The sequence below is a fragment of the Microcoleus sp. LAD1_D3 genome (genome assembly GCF_036702135.1).
GTDB lineage: Bacteria > Cyanobacteriota > Cyanobacteriia > Cyanobacteriales > Microcoleaceae > Microcoleus.
Genome location: NZ_JAUBSB010000011.1, coordinates 73,330 through 90,336 on the forward strand (window position 1 = coordinate 73,330; position 17,007 = coordinate 90,336).

13 protein-coding genes and 1 tRNA gene are annotated in these 17,007 nt (G+C 46.2%); 2 read left to right on the forward strand and 12 right to left on the reverse strand.

Translation table 11 applies throughout. The features are described 5' to 3' along the window. Window positions 1-129: 129 nt before the first annotated feature. The 6 genes from QUA74_RS08980 to QUA74_RS09005 all read right to left on the reverse strand — a co-directional run bounded on the left by QUA74_RS08980 (window position 130) and on the right by QUA74_RS09005 (window position 8,972). Complete coding sequence (locus QUA74_RS08980; RefSeq protein WP_333327143.1) at window positions 130-1,260, reverse strand: chemotaxis protein CheW; 1,131 nt, start codon at window positions 1,258-1,260, stop codon at window positions 130-132. A gap of 3 nt (window positions 1,261-1,263) precedes the next feature. Continuing rightward, window positions 1,264-2,934 (reverse strand): CheR family methyltransferase, encoded by a 1,671-nt coding sequence (locus QUA74_RS08985; RefSeq protein WP_333327145.1) that lies wholly within the window; start codon window positions 2,932-2,934, stop codon window positions 1,264-1,266. A 391-nt stretch (window positions 2,935-3,325) separates the two neighbouring features. Then, window positions 3,326-5,092, reverse strand: coding sequence for a R3H domain-containing nucleic acid-binding protein (locus QUA74_RS08990; protein WP_333327146.1), 1,767 nt, complete (start codon window positions 5,090-5,092; stop codon window positions 3,326-3,328). Window positions 5,093-5,214: 122 nt separating this feature from the next. Continuing rightward, entirely contained in the window at window positions 5,215-6,366 is a 1,152-nt protein-coding gene (gene ldpA / locus QUA74_RS08995; protein WP_333327148.1) for a circadian clock protein LdpA, read from the reverse strand. Window positions 6,367-6,788: 422 nt separating this feature from the next. After that, window positions 6,789-8,111 (reverse strand): four-carbon acid sugar kinase family protein, encoded by a 1,323-nt coding sequence (locus tag QUA74_RS09000; RefSeq protein ID WP_333327150.1) that lies wholly within the window; start codon window positions 8,109-8,111, stop codon window positions 6,789-6,791. Between the two features lie 192 nt (window positions 8,112-8,303). Then, window positions 8,304-8,972, reverse strand: coding sequence for a hypothetical protein (locus QUA74_RS09005; RefSeq protein WP_333327152.1), 669 nt, complete (start codon window positions 8,970-8,972; stop codon window positions 8,304-8,306). A 96-nt stretch (window positions 8,973-9,068) separates the two neighbouring features. On the opposite strand from QUA74_RS09005, the gene QUA74_RS09010 reads away from it, so the two are divergent. Continuing rightward, entirely contained in the window at window positions 9,069-10,241 is a 1,173-nt protein-coding gene (locus QUA74_RS09010) for an IscS subfamily cysteine desulfurase (RefSeq protein WP_333327154.1), read from the forward strand. Window positions 10,242-10,374: 133 nt separating this feature from the next. Here QUA74_RS09010 and QUA74_RS09015 read toward each other — a convergent pair whose 3' ends face one another. Further along, on the reverse strand, window positions 10,375-11,379 hold the full coding sequence (locus QUA74_RS09015; RefSeq protein WP_333327157.1) for a glycosyltransferase family 2 protein: 1,005 nt from the start codon (window positions 11,377-11,379) through the stop codon (window positions 10,375-10,377). Between the two features lie 45 nt (window positions 11,380-11,424). Continuing rightward, a complete protein-coding gene (locus tag QUA74_RS09020) occupies window positions 11,425-12,132 on the reverse strand; it encodes a C40 family peptidase (protein WP_333327159.1) in 708 nt (235 codons plus the stop codon). Window positions 12,133-12,227: 95 nt separating this feature from the next. Between QUA74_RS09020 and QUA74_RS09025 the strand changes: the two genes are divergently transcribed. Beyond that, window positions 12,228-13,166 carry a serine hydrolase gene (locus QUA74_RS09025; protein WP_333327161.1) on the forward strand — a complete coding sequence of 313 codons (939 nt, stop codon included), beginning with the start codon at window positions 12,228-12,230 and terminating at the stop codon, window positions 13,164-13,166. A gap of 154 nt (window positions 13,167-13,320) precedes the next feature. On the opposite strand, the gene QUA74_RS09030 is transcribed toward QUA74_RS09025, so the two are convergent. The 4 genes from QUA74_RS09030 to alr form a co-directional block, all read right to left on the reverse strand. Then, window positions 13,321-13,409: transfer RNA gene (locus QUA74_RS09030), tRNA-Ser, on the reverse strand. A 97-nt stretch (window positions 13,410-13,506) separates the two neighbouring features. After that, a complete protein-coding gene (locus tag QUA74_RS09035) occupies window positions 13,507-14,646 on the reverse strand; it encodes a patatin-like phospholipase family protein (RefSeq protein ID WP_333327163.1) in 1,140 nt (379 codons plus the stop codon). Between the two features lie 47 nt (window positions 14,647-14,693). After that, the gene (locus QUA74_RS09040; protein WP_333327164.1) at window positions 14,694-15,542 is read right to left on the reverse strand and encodes a mechanosensitive ion channel family protein; all 849 of its coding nucleotides are present in this window, start codon (window positions 15,540-15,542) and stop codon (window positions 14,694-14,696) included. A 211-nt stretch (window positions 15,543-15,753) separates the two neighbouring features. Continuing rightward, window positions 15,754-16,956 carry an alanine racemase gene (alr, locus tag QUA74_RS09045; protein ID WP_333327166.1) on the reverse strand — a complete coding sequence of 401 codons (1,203 nt, stop codon included), beginning with the start codon at window positions 16,954-16,956 and terminating at the stop codon, window positions 15,754-15,756. Between the last annotated feature and the right edge of the window lie 51 nt (window positions 16,957-17,007).

The following is a 17,007-nucleotide window of genomic DNA, read 5'->3' on the forward strand; positions in this document are numbered from 1 at the left end:
GAGTCCCGATCCTTACCAGTCCTGAGCTGTGCGTTGGATCAGGATTGCGAAGGAAATGAAGTATCAAGCCAGATGCTTTACTTAACTCATGATACATAGGCTTTGCGTAAGTCCTGTTTTTGATTTGATTCAAACCTCTTCATCAACAACTAATCCTCCTTTTGTCAGAAGTTTTTGCAAGTTCAGAATAGCCATCATTTTGTCCCCGTAAAGAGCTGTCCCCCGTAGATATTCGCGGTTGGCAGAATACAGTGCAGCCGGAACACCCGCAATTTCCGACACATTTAAGTATATAATATCTAATATTTCGTCAACAACTATACCAGTGACAAAATCCCCAACTTCAACAACGATCGCCTTAGAGAGATAATTTGCCGTCTCCAACATATTTAAAGACATATTTAAAACACTGCGAATATCAATTAGCGTCACAATTTCTCCCCGTAAATTTATATTTCCCACTATGCGATCGGGAGTGCAAGGAACCGGAGTTACTTGGTTAATATCAGTAAATTCGCGCACTACATCCAAAGGAATACCAAAGTATTCGCCATTCAAAACAAACACCGCCAGGGAAATATTAATTGCAGCATCATTTTCCCCCTCGCCTCGCCGCCTCAAATTATTAGCACGCGATTGAAAAATTGCTTTTTCTTCGGGGGTAGCCTGCGGGCAAAAAACGTGACGATTGCTCACATTTGTAGGATTTTTGCCTAACAATTTTGTACTTATTTGCGAGTGTAAATTTTCCGTCTCTGCCTCATCAGCTGCTGCTTCACTACCTGCATTGCTTAGAGAAACAGGCCAGTTTTCCTCTGACTTTTCGGGAGAATATCGAATTAAGTGATCGAGATTCAGCAGCATGATAATATCGGCTTCGCAGCGGGCAAGTCCCGCTACAAAATGATGAGAGGCTTCTGAATTCTCTCGCCCGTAAGATAGCTGCGGAGTGATGGCATCTTCTGAGAGTTCCTTAACTTCGCGAACTTGATTGACAATTATACCGACTTTAAATTCTTGCCACTCGATGACGATCGTACTATCTGTCACAGAATACTCCTGCCAAACGTATCCCAAACGGAGATTCAGATCTATCACGGGCAGAATTTCGCCCCGAAGGTCGATCGCCCCAACAATATCTTGAGGTGCTTCTGCAATTGCTGTCAACTCCGGCAGAAAGAAAATTTCCCGAACATAACAGGCTTCTATACCGCAGAGAAAACCGTTCTGTTCAAAGATAAGATACGGTTTAGTTTCCATATTTTAGTATACAGTTTCTTTACTGTATAATCTTAACAATTTTTTTTTTACGTTCATCAGCACTTGACTAGCTGTCATTTTCCCCTGCGAATCTATGGGAGTGTTTGGCGGTAGTGCTTTCAGGATTTCACAAGATGAATTGTACATTTTAAGAGCTCTTTTTACTTGACCTTCTTTATTGTATATATTCCCTAGTTCTATATAAGCTGAAATAAAAGATGGACACATATAAATAGTCCTCTTTAATAATTTTTTTGCTGTTTCCAATTGCCCCTGTTCTTCAGCAATTTGAGCTTGTAAATAATCAGTATATACTGATCCAGGCTCTACTTTCCTAGCTCGATTACAGTATTCTATTGCCTGAGAATAATTGCCTGCATTTGCCTGAACTTGAGCGATTAAAAAATAAGCATCAAAATTATGCCCCTGCAAGTCTATTGCCTCTTGTGCCTTGTTGATTGCCTCAGCATAATCGTGAGCTTTAAATAATTTTTTAGCCTCTAAAATGAGTATTTGAGCAGTTTTATTTTGAGTATTTTCTGCTATTATTTTTTGTGTAACTGACAGGCCATTGTTCGGCAATGCGTCCTCCAGATAGCGAGAGGGCAGCATCTTCCCCAGCGGATTACTTATGTTTAATACGGGCGGCATCTCGGAAAAATTGCTGTTAGTAGTAACACTAGGTGGCATCGTTTCCCCTGTTAGCAACTCACCACTATCATCGCCCATAGTATCTGCTTTCGGGAAGTCCCTAAATGCCGAGTTGGCTTCCCCTACCCTTGCAATCCTAGACTCTATTTGAGAGCCTTCCTCCGGTACTGTATCCCGACGCTGATACACCACCGACTCCGGGAAAATTTTGGGTTGAAACTCGTTCATAATTTGACCGAAAACTTCAGCGTGACCAGTCATTAAATATCCTCCAGGTCTCAGGGTCTTGGAAAATTTTTTCAGTACCAGTGAAATATACTTATGTTCAAAATATACAAAAACGTTTCTACACAAAATTAAGTCTAGATTATAAATATTTTGGTAAATATTAGGAAACTCATCTGTGATTAAATTTACACAGCTAAAGTTGACACTTTGGCGCAATTCTAGATTAATTTCCCAATCATTTTGCCTCGGATGAAAATACTGCTTTTGTATCTGCGGTTCAACCAAGCGAAACGACCAATGACTATAAACTCCTTGGGGCGCTTTTTTGATTACTTTTTCATTGATATCTGTACCTAAAATTAATATTTTCCAGTGTTCCCAATCGGGAATCAACTGTTTTAAAACAATAGCTAAAGAATAAGGTTCTTCACCGGTGGAGCAGCCCGCACTCCAGATTCGCAATGTCGGCTGCATTCCCAAGGTCTTGTGCAAGTTTCTTTTATGCTCTATCAATTCAGGAAAAATTACTCTTTTTAACAGAGCAAATTGTCCTTTATCTCGCATAAAATAACTTTCAATTGTTGTTAATAGCAATACTAATTCTGACCATTCATTTTTACTTTCAAAAGTTTTGTCGGTTAAAAATTTATAATATTTTTCCGCTTCTGCGATTTTTCTGGCTCTCATTCGACTGATGATTTTATGAGACAAGCCCGCTCTATCTTGGGTTCTGATTCGCACTCCAATCTCAGTAGTAATTAAGTTAATAAATAGCTGAATTATGGAATCATTCATGTCAACTCAGGTAGATTCGTTTAATAATTGGGGAAGTGGCAACTTTTACTGAGCAGGTGCTGATGAGTTTGTGCTGAGCATAGTTGCTAGCCGGCGGCTCGTCCGTTGGCGAAGCCGAAGGGAGCCGAAGGGAAGTGCGTAGCTGAACTATTAGGAATTGGGGAACTTGTAAGCTCGTGTATTCCAAATATGGGGAATTGGGAATTATAAATTGGGAATTATAAATTGGGAATTTAGCCGATCGCATTAACAAGAACAGTGTCACACCACATCATATCAGAAACTTGCCAGCTACTCAAAAGAAAAAGGCAAAAGGTAAAAGACACAAGCCAGGAAAAAATTATCCCTTCTGCCTTCTACCTTCTGCCTTCAAAAGCACTAATCTCCAACTTTAAGCTGGATATATCCGCAAGCGACGATTTGGTTCTTCCCCAAAACTGTGGGACTTCAGGTGATAGTGTTCCACAAGTTCGTGCTGCATTTTGCGGACGTTAGGAGAACGGGGCAGGAGTTCCACCGGCTGTCCCTTCGGAATGACAATTTGCTCGACTGCTAAGCGCGTTTCTTCCAGAGCTTCGAGCTCATCAGAAGAACCGCTGCGGGCGAATAAGGCGAGGTCTGCCACTTCCGGGGTGCCGGGGTCATCCATGTCTAACAGACGCCGCAAAGCTCTGGCTACATGGGGAATAGTGGCGGCCTTAATTGTGTGCACGGGAACTTGGCGAGTTTTGGCCAAGTGCCTCAATTTCGACTGGTTGCGAACGTTCGATCGCAAAGCCACAACCACGTCAGCACTCTCAATATCCTTCGTCAGCAGTACCGGCAGGTTCAGCGTCGAAATCACCTGTTCGAGCTGGTGGCGAGGTATGCCGTAAGGATAAACGTGGAGGGGCAAATCTTCGCCGTTAGGGCCGACATTATGGGAATAGCGTCCGGCCTTGGGTACCGGTTCGACGGACAGGGATTCTTCGAGCAGTTGCTCGAAATACCGAGTCTCAGCAACGGGCGCGCTCTTAGCAGCTAAGTTCTCGCTGGGAGCGGGCATCGGCACCATTTTGCCAGCACTGCGCCACCCAGAGAGCGGTGTGACGGGCCGGATTGCTGATACCGCAGCCGGGCCGCTGGAAGCTGCCATCCCCGGAAACCGGGCGGGGGGAGCGGCTGACTCGCGCTCGATAATTATTTCTCCAGTCTCGCTGACGCTTCTGATTTGCTGGTGCGGTTCGCGTCCCCGCAGCAAAGTGTCGATCGCATCTGCAACTCGCTCGTGGATTACCCAGCGCTCGCGTTCGAGCATTTCGATGGCAATTTCAAAAGTTGGCGGTGCTTTGCGCTCCAAAACCGTCTTTTGAGAACCGCGCCGTCTTGCTTCGTCATCTCCCAGCGTCACCGCTTGGATGCCCCCAATTAAATCTGCCAGAGTCGGGTTTTTCATCAAGTTTTCGATCCGGTTCCCGTGGGCGGTACCGACCAACTGCACGCCCCTTTCGGCGATCGTCCTAGCCGCCAAAGCTTCGAGCTCTGTGCCGATTTCGTCAATCACGATCACTTGCGGCATATGGTTTTCCACTGCTTCGATCATGACTTGATGCTGGAGTTCGGGGCGGGAAACTTGCATTCTGCGAGCTCTGCCGATCGCCGGGTGTGGGATATCTCCATCTCCGGCAATTTCGTTGGAGGTGTCGATAATTACCACCCGTTTTTCCAAGTCATCGGCGAGGACGCGGGCGATTTCGCGCAGGGCAGTGGTTTTGCCGACTCCGGGGCGACCTAGCATCAAAATTGACTGACCGGTTTCGACTAAATCGCGGATAATACCGATCGTCCCGAACACAGCGCGGCCCACCCTCAAAGTCAAGCCGATAATCTCGCCGCTGCGGTTGCGAAGGGCGCTAATTCGGTGCAGGGTTTGCTCGATACCGGCTCGATTGTCGCCGCCGAAGTGGCCGACTCGCTCGATGCAATAGTTGAGGTCTGCCTTGGAAACAGGCGTTTGAGAAAGAGGTTCGGCCAAGGATGGAAAACGAGCTTCTGGTTGGCGGCCCAAATCCATAACAATCTCAATGAGATTGTTGCGCTGCGGGTGCTGCTCTAAGGGCTGCCGGATCTCATCTGGCACGATGTCTAATAATCTGTTGAGGTCGTCTGTAATCTGCATTCGCCTCGATTTGTTCGGTGACGTTTTCAACTTTTTAGTCAGTTGTCAGTTGCCAGTTGCCAGTTGTCAGTTGTTTTTTACTTGTAACTAATGACTAATGACTAATGACTAATGACTAATGACTAAAATTCTTTGAGCTGGGAAACTAGAGAACAAGCTAAACTCACGGCCTCCGAGAGAAGTTCTGGGACGGCTTCGAGCTGAGGTAGCCGAGATGTTTGAACTCCGGCTGCTGACCGCGCGACTGCCACCGGAACGGCATAAGCTCGATCGGTCTGCATTGTTTCTAATTGTTCTAAAATTGGCGATAGCAAAACCCTGGCATAGCTGCCGTAAGCTACACCTGCAATGTATTGGACAGGGGGAACTGACAAATTTTTCCCGGCATCCTTCATCAGTCCCTCGGCTCTCAACTTGCTGACAGTGTGAGCATTAGTGCCGCCTGCAAGTTGCACGTATCCCGGCAACTGGGCAGCCAAAACTTTTTGACCGAGTTTGACTGCGGCTCTAGTAGTTCCTGTTCCGATATCTCCGCTCATTGGTCTACCGTCGGTTTGCCAAATTAGGGGACAAGGAAGGGGGGAAATTATTTGATAGAGTGTCCGCAAATAATCAATCAAACCGTCTCCATCGGGGCAACTAATTGCTATTACCTTGAGTTGAGCGACCCAGGGAGCTATGCTCGACCAAAGTCGCGCAAAATCTGCCTCTCTGCCTACTTGCGTGTGGATTTCTAGGGCGTCCGCACCGGATTGCAAGATTAAAGGTGCGATCGCGGCGGGAGCAGACACGTAAGAACGAGTGTAAATCAGTTGGCTCGGACAAATCGGCAGACAGCGACCGCAGCCATAGCATTGCTGGTCTATCACCCCGGAAAAACCACTGCCAGCACTCTGAAAAACTATTGCTTCGGCTGGACATATTTTTTCGCACGGCCGCCAGCAGTCCACCGGACAATCGGCTGGGTTGAATTCGGCTTTGCGAAAATGCGGGTCTTCCCCATCGTTTAAACTCACCATCAGCAACGGCAACCCTTTGCCGCCAAACCTGCGGTTTTGAGTTCTTGCCTGTAAGTCGCTGGCCACTTGTAGGGCTTCTTTCGCTGCGGCGACGGCGGCGGGATCTGCCGCGACATCGATACAGTCAGCGCCTGCTAGGGTGTAAGCCAAGGTGAGATTCCGAACTGCTGGCAGGTGTTGAAAGCTCGCCCCACAGATCAGCTTGAACCAATGGCCATCTTTTAATGAGTTTAGGGGATGATAATGTTCTGTCACCCTTATATGCTAATCCTTTGAGCTAAAAATTACGAGCTGCAAATTTCTACTTAATTTTAAAATTTAGGCTGATACAAGCTGGAAACGCTACTGATAGCTGTAGCTGTTGCGCTGTTGGCTCTATATGTAGAGTTCTGCCTTAATTTTTTTTCCTAAATTTGATTTTTTTGAGAGCGACTGCTGAGGGGCGATTGGGAGATGGGGCGATCGGCTTTAGTTACAGACAGACTTTCAATTATATCCTATGGTGGTGGATTTGACAAGGGAAAAGTTGGCTAGAGATTTTTTTTGAAGTTGCCGTGCAGTAACAATTGCCATAAAGTTCGATCGAGCATTGAAACCCATCGACGAACCGCAGATGAACATTCTACCTGAATTGAAGGTACATTCATCTGCGTTAATCTGCGATTCAACGAGCTATACTACTTGCTTAGCCGCTTGTAAACCGTAGCCAAAGCATGGCTATCGCCCACATTTCCCGGAAACAAAACTACAGGTAAATTGGGAAACAGAGGATGATCTGCATCGGTTTTCACCACCGAACAACCTGCGATAATTTGACCGATTTGCCTGACACTTTTCAGCGACAAACCTGTACTCAAAACATCATTAGAAGTAATGCCGCCCTTGCTAATCAAAAAACCGATATCTGCAGGCAGTCCCCGCACGATATCCATCAGTAAAGCAGAAACCGCCTCTCCAAATTTTAACCTAATTTCTGCATTGTCAAATTCGAGTTCCTTGCGGCTGGTATAAATTACAGGCGTTTTGCCATTGGCATGAGCAGTGCGGACTTTTTCGAGAATTTCATCGAGCATTTGGGTGCGATACTCTGGTGAATCTTCTAGCAAGTGAGATACATCTAATTCAATGCTAACTATATTGGGTTCTTTTAACAAGCGTTCCAATTGTTCAGTAGTTTTCTTAACGTGGGAACCAACTATTACCGCACCCGCTTTGCCGCCCCTCACGTATTTTGCCATATTGTCGGCTGCGATTGGCTGGTGACCGAGGTCAGCTAAGGATGTTAAAATACTCGCCCCGCTGCGGAATAAAAACTTTTTGCCTTGACTGACTGCATCGAGAACGTGTTTGGCAAATGTGTCTAAATCGGCTTGGCTTTCGCCGTCCACAACTGCACATTGGTTGTCTGTCATCTCCATCAGTCGATCTAAACTTCCATAGCGGATGTCTTCGAGTAAAATGCGATCGACAGTATCATGGTGGATGCGACCTTTGGTTTTTTCTTCTACATAGTCGGGGAGGTAACTGTGACTGTAGCCAAAGACTGAATCTTTGGCAAATTCGGTTTGGTGAACAGGCGTTGCGACGCTGTTAACCATTAGGTAATGCACGCTGTGGCGGGTAATTCTGCCTCCTTCAAAAAAGGCGGGAATTAGAAAATGAGCGTCGAAGGGGCCGAGTTCTTCAGCGATCGCGTCGGTTTCGATGGGATAGTGGCCGCGCAGGGTAGAATCGGAACGGCTAACTATTAGGAAGTCTTCGATTTCTTCGCTGGCGATCGCCTTTTTGAGATTTTGGCACACTTCGCGGGTGACGGAGGCTGCTTTTTCGGGAGTTAGCGATCGAGTATTTGTCAGTATGAAGAAAATCGGGCACTTGTCCCGCAGCCCCAAACGCAGGGTGTCTTCGTCCCAACGTGTCAGCAGCAAGCAACTGTGCACGGTTTGAGAACCAGTCGGATCGTCGTCGAGAACTATAATCTTGGGTTTGGCAGAAGACATACTGACCTGGTTGTTAACGTCACCTTTCCAAGATATCCTTACCTGTTACGTAACAGGAAAAAATTTACAATAGTTATGATATTTTTTTAACTATTTTCATAACTCCTAATTTGGAGAATGTGTTTGAGTTCGCTGGGTTCAGTAAGCTGCCTATTGCTACTGGGTAAGAGGCGCACGCAGCCGTGCAAGCTACTAAGTTTTGCCATTTTTAAAATTAGCAGCGTTTCGATCTTGCAACTTTTTCATTTCTGCTTGAACTCCCACAGCTACTTGCAAAGCTTCGTTGAGCAATCGTCCTTGTTCGCTGGCTCGATCGCTAATTTGCAGGGCATTCAAAGTTCTCAAATTATTGGCAAACAATTCGGAGTTAGTATCGACAAATTTTTTGTTTTCCCTAAGAATTCGCTCGGTTTTCAAAGCTCTGACTAAATCGTCTCTGATTAGCTGCAAGGCTTCAATAACTTTTGCTCGATCGCCGATTTTGACTCCCGCATTGCCAGCATCTTCTATCTGATCATTAATGGCGATCGCTTCGATTATACCATTATAGCGCTCGACATCATCAAAAAGATTGATTAAATCTTTGTTTTGCCGACTGCACCGAATTTTCCACGCATCCTCAAGGATTAAACCGACGATCGCAACCAAGTGAAAGGCGAACCACAACAAATAAGCTCTAGGAAATATCGCAACCATTAGCCAACAACTGATTAGAAGCAAAACAATTAAACCGACTGTTTTCAAAGCTTCGCGGGCAAACTTAGTCGCTGTCGGCGGCCGGTATACGCGATCGGGCCGCGCGCCTGTGAGGTGCTTGAGCTCACCAACAGTAATTTCTAATCCCTGAATGTCAGCTCGCATAAATCTTCACAAATATTTGTTAATTATAAAGTTTTGTAGTAGAACAAGGGGCTCGTCTACAATAAACCTAACACTTTTTTCACCCAAAACTGCACTATGTCCGCACGTCCTATATACCTCGACAATCACGCCACAACCCCCGTAGATCAACGGGTACTTGATGCGATGCTGCCGTATTTCACCGAACAATTCGGCAACGCAGCCAGTATCAACCACGTCTACGGCTGGGAAGCAGAAGCAGCGGTAAAACAGTCACGACAAATCATAGCAGAAGCGATCAACGCCTCCCCAGAAGAAATTGTTTTTACCAGCGGTGCAAGCGAAGCAAATAACTTAGCGATCAAAGGCATCGCCGAGGCTTATTTCAGTAAAGGAAAGCACATTATCACAGTAAAAACCGAACACAATGCAATTCTCGACCCCTGTACCTATTTGCAAAAATTGGGGTTTGACATTACTGTTTTACCCGTGAAAAGCGACGGGCTGATTGATATAGGCGATTTGATCAAAGCGATTCGCGCCGAGACAATTTTAGTTTCAGTGATGACGGCTAACAACGAAATTGGCGTCATCCAGCCGATCGCAGAAATTGCAGCAATTTGTCGCGGAAATGACATTCTTTTTCACACAGATGCGGCACAGGCGATCGGCAAAATTCCCCTCGACGTAGAGGAGATGAATATCGATCTAATGTCCTTGACAGCCCACAAAATCTACGGGCCAAAAGGGATCGGTGCTCTCTACGTGCGCCGCAACAAACCGAGAGTGCAGCTAGCGCCGCAAATGCACGGAGGAGGCCACGAACGGGGAATGCGATCGGGAACTCTCTACCCACCGCAAATAGTTGGGTTTGCCAAAGCAGTAGAATTGGCAATTGCAGAAATGCCGTCGGAAACAGAACGAGTTGTTAATTTGCGGCAGCGTTTGTGGGAAAACTTGAGTGAATTGGGCGATGTTTTTCTCAACGGTCACGCTACGAAGAGATTGCCGGGGAATCTCAATATTAGTGTAGGCGGCGTTGACGGTCAAGCGTTGATGTTGGGTTTGCAACCGGCGGCGGCAGTTTCTTCGGGTTCTGCTTGCACTTCGGCGAAAATTTCTCCATCTCATGTTTTAGCAGCGATCGGGCGATCGGACAAATTAGCTTATGCTTCAATTCGGTTTGGTATTGGCCGGTTCAATACCGAAGCAGAAATAGATGCAGTAGCCCAACACGCTATCGCAACTATTACATCTCTCCGACAAGCTCAAAAAGTCAATCAATTTTAGATTTGAGATTTGAGAGTTTAGATGAGAGAATTGAAGATTAGGAAGTAGTTTTGAGTTTTGAGTTTTAAATTATTTAACTTACAACTCAAAACTTTTCCTCTGTTTATCACAGAGTACAATTGGGAGCAACCCCTTACTTAGAACCAAATACCTCGCGCACCCGATAAATTGGTTTTCCCTGCGACTCGTGATAAGTCCGCATCATCACTTCCGCCAGCAAACCAAAACAAAATAACTGCACGCCAGTTAACAGTAAAACCACAGCCAAAATCAGCAAAGGACGATTGCCAATACTTTGACCGAGACCAAATTTCACGAAACTCAAATATATTCCTAAAACCGTTCCCAACGTCATAGAACTCAGTCCCAAAAGTCCAAAAACGTGCATCGGTCGAGTCAGGAACTTTTTCATAAAAGAAATAGTTAACAAATCCATCAACACCCGAAAAGTCCGCCAAATTCCGTACTTACTTTGACCGAAACGGCGGGCGTGATGTCGCACTGGAATTTCTGCAATTCTCGCCCCTTCAATAAACGCCAAAGCAGGCAAAAAGCGGTGCAATTCCCCGTAGAGATTCAAGTCTGCTACCAACTCAGATTTATAAGCTTTCAAAGAACAGCCGTAGTCGTGCAAAGTTACGCCTGTAACGCGACCAATTAACCAGTTCGCAATTTTAGAAGGAATCAACCGGCTAATAGTATTGTCTTGCCTATTTTTCCGCCAGCCGCTAACTAAATCGTAGCCTTCATCTAACTTTGCCAACAACAGCGGAATATCAGCCGGGTCATTTTGCAAATCGCCGTCTAGGGTAACAATAGCACGGCCGCGAGCGCGATCGAAACCTGCGGACATGGCAGCAGTTTGCCCGTAATTGCGACGCAAAATTACAGCACAAAGGTCATCGCGACTGCTGGCTAACTGCTGGAGAAGTTCAGCAGAACCGTCCTTAGAACCGTCATCTACACAAATAATTTGATAGCTGAGTCCAGATGGTTGGATAGAAGAGGCGATCGCCTCAATCAAATGAGGCAAACTTTCCACCTCATTATACACCGGCACCACCACCGACACGTCGAGAACAACCTCCGCGCCAGCCTGCTGTGCAGCCAATTTTTCCAAAAATAATGCAGCGTCCATTTATTTATTCGATAACATCAACAGTCAACAGTCAACAGTTAACAACTAACTAGGTTGATAACTTGCCACAACTTTACCATACCCCCGCAATTGCTGGTAATAAGCTTGACTGACTAGATCGCCATCCTCCGACAAAACATCGATACCGATACCGTTGCGACCTTGTGCTTGTCCCGAACTGTGAATGTAGCGATTATCTCCGAGATATAATCCTACGTGAGTTGTTTTTTCTGGCGTACCAAAAAATACTAAATCCCCCGGTTCTAAAGCACTGATACTAATAGATTTAGTAAAAGCTTCCTGCTGATAAGCATCCCTCGGCAACCAGATGCCCGCAGCAACAAAAGCAGCTTGCATCAAGCCCGAACAATCATAATTCGGCCCGACTGTACCGCCCCAAAGATAATAATTGGATTGGTTCATAGCCTCGCGAGCGAAAGTAATTACAATTGGTAATTTTTCCTTGATTTGGGCCTCAGAAACCACCAGAGGATGATACACTGTTTCTGTCGGATCGAGCAACTCAACATCTCGAATATCCAGCCATCCCCGATAATCATCTTCGCACAGTCGCACCATCACAGCCGTTGTATCCAAGTTTACATCGCTCTCTCTTACGGGGAGTTCAACGACGCGCAAATGTCGCCCCAGCGCTGCTTGAGTTGCCAATCGATCACACTTTGGGGAATCGTAAATATTTATGTGCGATCGGGCCCGATACTCCACAACATCAGATAATTGATAATTGGCCATTGCTAATTGCTCATTGTTTGCTGTTAATTGTTCGCATTTAACGATAGATTGCCATTAGCTGCTAGCCGTTAACCGTTAACCGTCAGCCATCAACCATGACATTTTTCCACAAAGACGAACAATTAGAAACCCTCGGCAGTAGCATTATAGACGCAGCAAAAGCAGAATTTACAGGATTAAGTGGCGATCGTACAGCCATTACCTGGATAGTCTACGATCCTCCGGTGCGAGTCAATACAGGCGGCGCCCTGAGTGCAGAAGAATTTTGGAAATATCAACCCCGAGGTTTTAGCAACCGAGCTTCCGAACGAATTTATCCCGCCAGCATCGTCAAATTATTCTACCTCGTTGCCATCTGGGAATGGGCGCAAAAAGGCATGATTCAAACATCGCCAGAATTAGAACGCGCCGTCCGAGATATGATAGTTGATTCCAGCAACGACGCCACCAGTTTAGTAGTAGACGCGCTCACCGGCACCACCAGCGGCCCAGAATTATCACCAGGCCCCTTTGAAACTTGGAAACAGCAGCGAAACCTCGTCAACCGTTACTTTCAATCATTGGATTGGCCGGAATTACAAAATATTAACGCCAATCAAAAAACCTGGTGTGACGGCCCCTACGGTCGCGAGCGAGCATTTCTGGGAGAATTAATGGAAAATAGAAATATGCTGACCACAAATGCAGCGGCGCGTTTGCTGCACAGTATAATCGGTGGCGTAGCTGTTTCTGCCCAAGCATCCCAAGAAATGATGGGTTTAATGAAACGCAGTTTAGACCCCGCAGAATTAGAGGCAGATCCTGAAAATCAAGTTACAGGTTTTTTAGGTGGCGGATTGCCAGAATCAGCAAAATTGTGGTCAAAAGCGGGACTGACAAGTCAAGTTCGTCACGATGCTGCTTATATTGAAATATCCGGCTTGCGGCCGTATTTGTTGGTTGTATTTACCGAGGGCAAAGAGAATAGCAAGAATGAAGAAATTTTGCCATTTATATCGCGGCAATTTGTCGAAGCGATGAAGGCACTGAATTAGATTTAGTAGTTGATTATTGCGGCTAGACGAGACTTGAATTGCAAAAATAATTTGGACGGGCTAGAACCCCATCCCACAAAATTTTCTTGTGGGATGGGGTTCTAGCCCGTCCAAAAATTTGATTAAAAGGAATTTTTTCCTAGAAGCTCTAAAACGGAGAGGGAGGGATTTGAACCCTCGAAGGATGTTAACACCCTTAACAGATTAGCAATCTGCCGCTTTCGACCACTCAGCCACCTCTCCAAGATGACAGTAACTAACTATAGCACACACATCTTCTTTTTGCCAACCCCTAATTTAAAAATTCCTCAATCCCTTACTCTGTATACTTTTTGCGACCTCAACCTCCAGCCTCTTCCCCAAAGCCCCTAGCCTTCAAGTGCTTTTCCCAACTAAAATTGGAACTCAAAAAGAACCTCTTAGTATACAAATACCCCAAGCGGTACAGGTGAGCCTTGCGATCGCCATCGAGATTAAAGTCCGTCGTCGTCACCCCAGCGTCAGTCACATCAATATTAATCACCCTGCCTTTATCCATTTCCCGCTGGTGATAGCGGTCTCTTGCTTTCATCATCGTTCGGAACATCGCCGCCAGCATCGACAGCGGAGTATCAATCTTAACTTTACTCTCAATTCCAGTATCAACTAATCGAAACCCAAAGGTAAACCAGCGGGGCACAGCGGGAGTCGAACCGACGGATGGTTTGTCATAAATCCACAGGGGGAAATTGCTCAGAATTCCGCCATCTACAATTAAGTCATCGCCCAGTTTTCCCGGTTCAAAAAATAGCGGAATACTCATCGACAACCGAACGGCTTCAGCCACGCTAAAATCTTCTGGATGTGTGAGCTGCAACTGCTGGTATAAAGCATCGGAATCCGCCGATTCCTGCCGCCGCAAGTCGTCGGGAAGCACCAACATTTCACCGCGAGTGAGGTTGGATATTACTACTTTTAATTCCCGGTCTTTTACGATTTGTTTGACATCGGCAAAAGTGTGCAAGTTACCTCGACCGAGCATTGCTTCCAGCCACTGCCGGAAAGGCTGCGCCGAATATTCTCCCATTTGACGGCTAACTGTTAAGAAAAGTAGAGTCCAAGCAGGAGATTGCAAGTCGTCGGCGGGGTCGCCGTTTAAAATTAGAGGACTGTTTTTTTTAGTTAAAAATATGCTGTAATCGAGCTGTCCTAAAATTTCCTCTAAATCATCAATTGACAAGTCGGTTGCCAATACTGCGGCAGTAATTGCACCGGCAGAAGTACCTGCCAATTTTCGCCACCGGATGCCCAAATCGTTGCAGCACCTGAGTGCTCCTAAAAAGGCAACTCCGCGCACGCCGCCGCCTTCAAAAACCCCGTCGGCATAGATTTGACCGTTTTCGTCGGGAGGCGGAAATTTGCTGAGAATTGTTTGTTTCTCGGTTGGGGTGATCCTGACACCGGGTTCTTGCAAAATTTGCTGCGGATACCACTTGCTCATGGGAAATACCTCGGATCAATTGTAGGTTTTAGATTTGAGATTTATATCTATTGTTCTTGATTTTTCTCGGCATCCATTGCCTCTTTGACGTATTGTTGAACTTGCGATCGCACTTGTTCGTAGGCCACCGACGCGCACCAAGGTCGGAGAGATAAAATAGTTGTATCGGGAGTAATCTCGGCCACCAAACAAGTCGGGGGCGGATTTTCCAACACCAGCGGGTGAGAGTGGGCAATTTCTAATAACTCAGCTACTGTCGGACGAATTGGCCGATCGCCAATATCAATCTTCAAGTCTACTCGCCTCGTTCCCATTGCCGTTGTATTTTTCAGTGTACCGTTAAACAACTGATTGTTCGGGACAATAATTTTTATGCGATCGTCTGTCACCACGGTTGTGGAAAAAATCCCGATGCTGTCCACCACTCCCTTAACATCCGCAGCTTCAATCCCATCTCCGACTTCAAAGGGCCGCAAACTAATCAACATTACCCCAGCAGCAAAGTGGGACAAAGTATTTTGCCACGCCAAACCGATCGCCAAACCCGCTGCACCCACCACCGCAACCACACTGGTAGTTTGAATTCCCAACTGACTCAAAGCGGCGACTACTCCCACTACCAAAATCGTAATTTCGGCAGCTTGAACTAAGAATTTCCGCAGCGTGGCTTCGGTGCGACTCAGTGCTCGGCGAGTCACGCGGCCGGCAAAGTCGATCGCAAATCGGGTAATTAACAAAATGCCGATCGCCCACAGCAGTTGAGGTACAATTTTAAACCCCAATTCTACGAATTTTTTCGAGAATTCTTGGGCTAGTTCCAAGGCTTGTGTTCTTTCTGCATTTAGCTGAGAATAGAAGGTTTGGGCTATTGGTAAAAACGTCTGAATAACTGTCATGTTAATTGGGAATTGGGAATTGGAAATTGAGAATTGCAGTCTCAGTCTTATCGCTTATTCCGAGATTCCGACAGGGGTTTTCAACCCCTGTCTCATAGCGGAAGTCCTCTAGAAGAGGACTAAACTCGATAATTTTATCCTTCAAACTCTTGAGTCGGTTTAAACCGACTTTAGCTATGAGGCAGGGGTTTAAACCCCTGCCGGACTACTGTTAATAGTTTACTGCTACGCGGGGCAATCGGTGTTTAAAACCGCAGAGAATTTCCCACGAAATAGTTCCTAAAGTCGCGGCCCAATCGTCAGCAGTAATTTGATATTCCCCATCTTTGCCCAACAGCGTCACCACTTCGCCGACTTCTAAATTGGGAATATCGGTTACATCCAGCATTAATTGATCCATCGTTACCGCGCCCACTTGCCGCACGAATTTACCCCTGATTAAAACCTGCATTTTATTAGAAAGATTGCGCGGAATGCCATCTGCATAGCCGATACCAATTACGGCAATCTGTGTCTGCCGCTGAGCTATAAATTGATGGCCGTAACTGACGCCAGTTCCTGCTTCAATTGTTTTCACCTGCGTTACCCTAGCTTTTACCTGCATTGCGGGCTTCAAATTGGATCTCGACTGCAAGTGAGGTGCTGGATAAAGACCGTAGGTAGCTAAACCTACTCGTACTAAATCGTAGTGCAAATCCGGGTCAGCGAGGGCTGCAGCAGAGTTAGCCAAGTGGAGGCGAGGGGGGTTAATTCCTGCTATTTTAATTTGCTCGATCGCCTGTTGAAACCGCTGGTGCTGCTCTCTCATAACGGCGGGGTCGGGACTATCTGCTGTCGCCAAGTGAGAGTAAATACTGGCTAATTTTAAATTGGGCAACCGCTTGACTAATTGCACAAATTCTGTAGCTTCCTGCCAGGGCGTACCCAAGCGAGACATTCCCGTATCCAACTTAGCGTGAACCGGCAAAGATTGGTTAAGACCAGCGAGAACTTCCGAAAAAATTAGGGCTTGTTTGGCAGTACAAATAGTGGGCTGCAAATGCCATTTGGCGATCGCCTTTACCTGTTGGGCTGTATGGGTTGCCCCCAACAGCAAAATCGGCGCTTCTATCCCAGCTTCTCTCAATTCTATTCCTTCGGGAATTGTCGCCACTCCCAGCCAACTAGCACCTGCTTGCAATGCTATTTGACTGACTGCAACAGCACCGTGTCCGTAAGCATCTGCTTTCACAACTGCCATCAGTTCTGTGTTGGGAGATAAGAGCTTTTTAAGCTGTTTTACATTGTGAGTTAAAGCTGCTAAATCCATTTCTACCCAAGCCCGCTGGCAAAGTCCCCCGTCACCGTCCCCCAGCACCGTCTGGCGGGATTCTTTGGTCGTTGATTCTGCGGTTGTTTGTTCCCCACTCCTCATTGTCGATCGCTCCTACTTGCTTGCACCATTAAAAACTGCTTGGAGATTTTA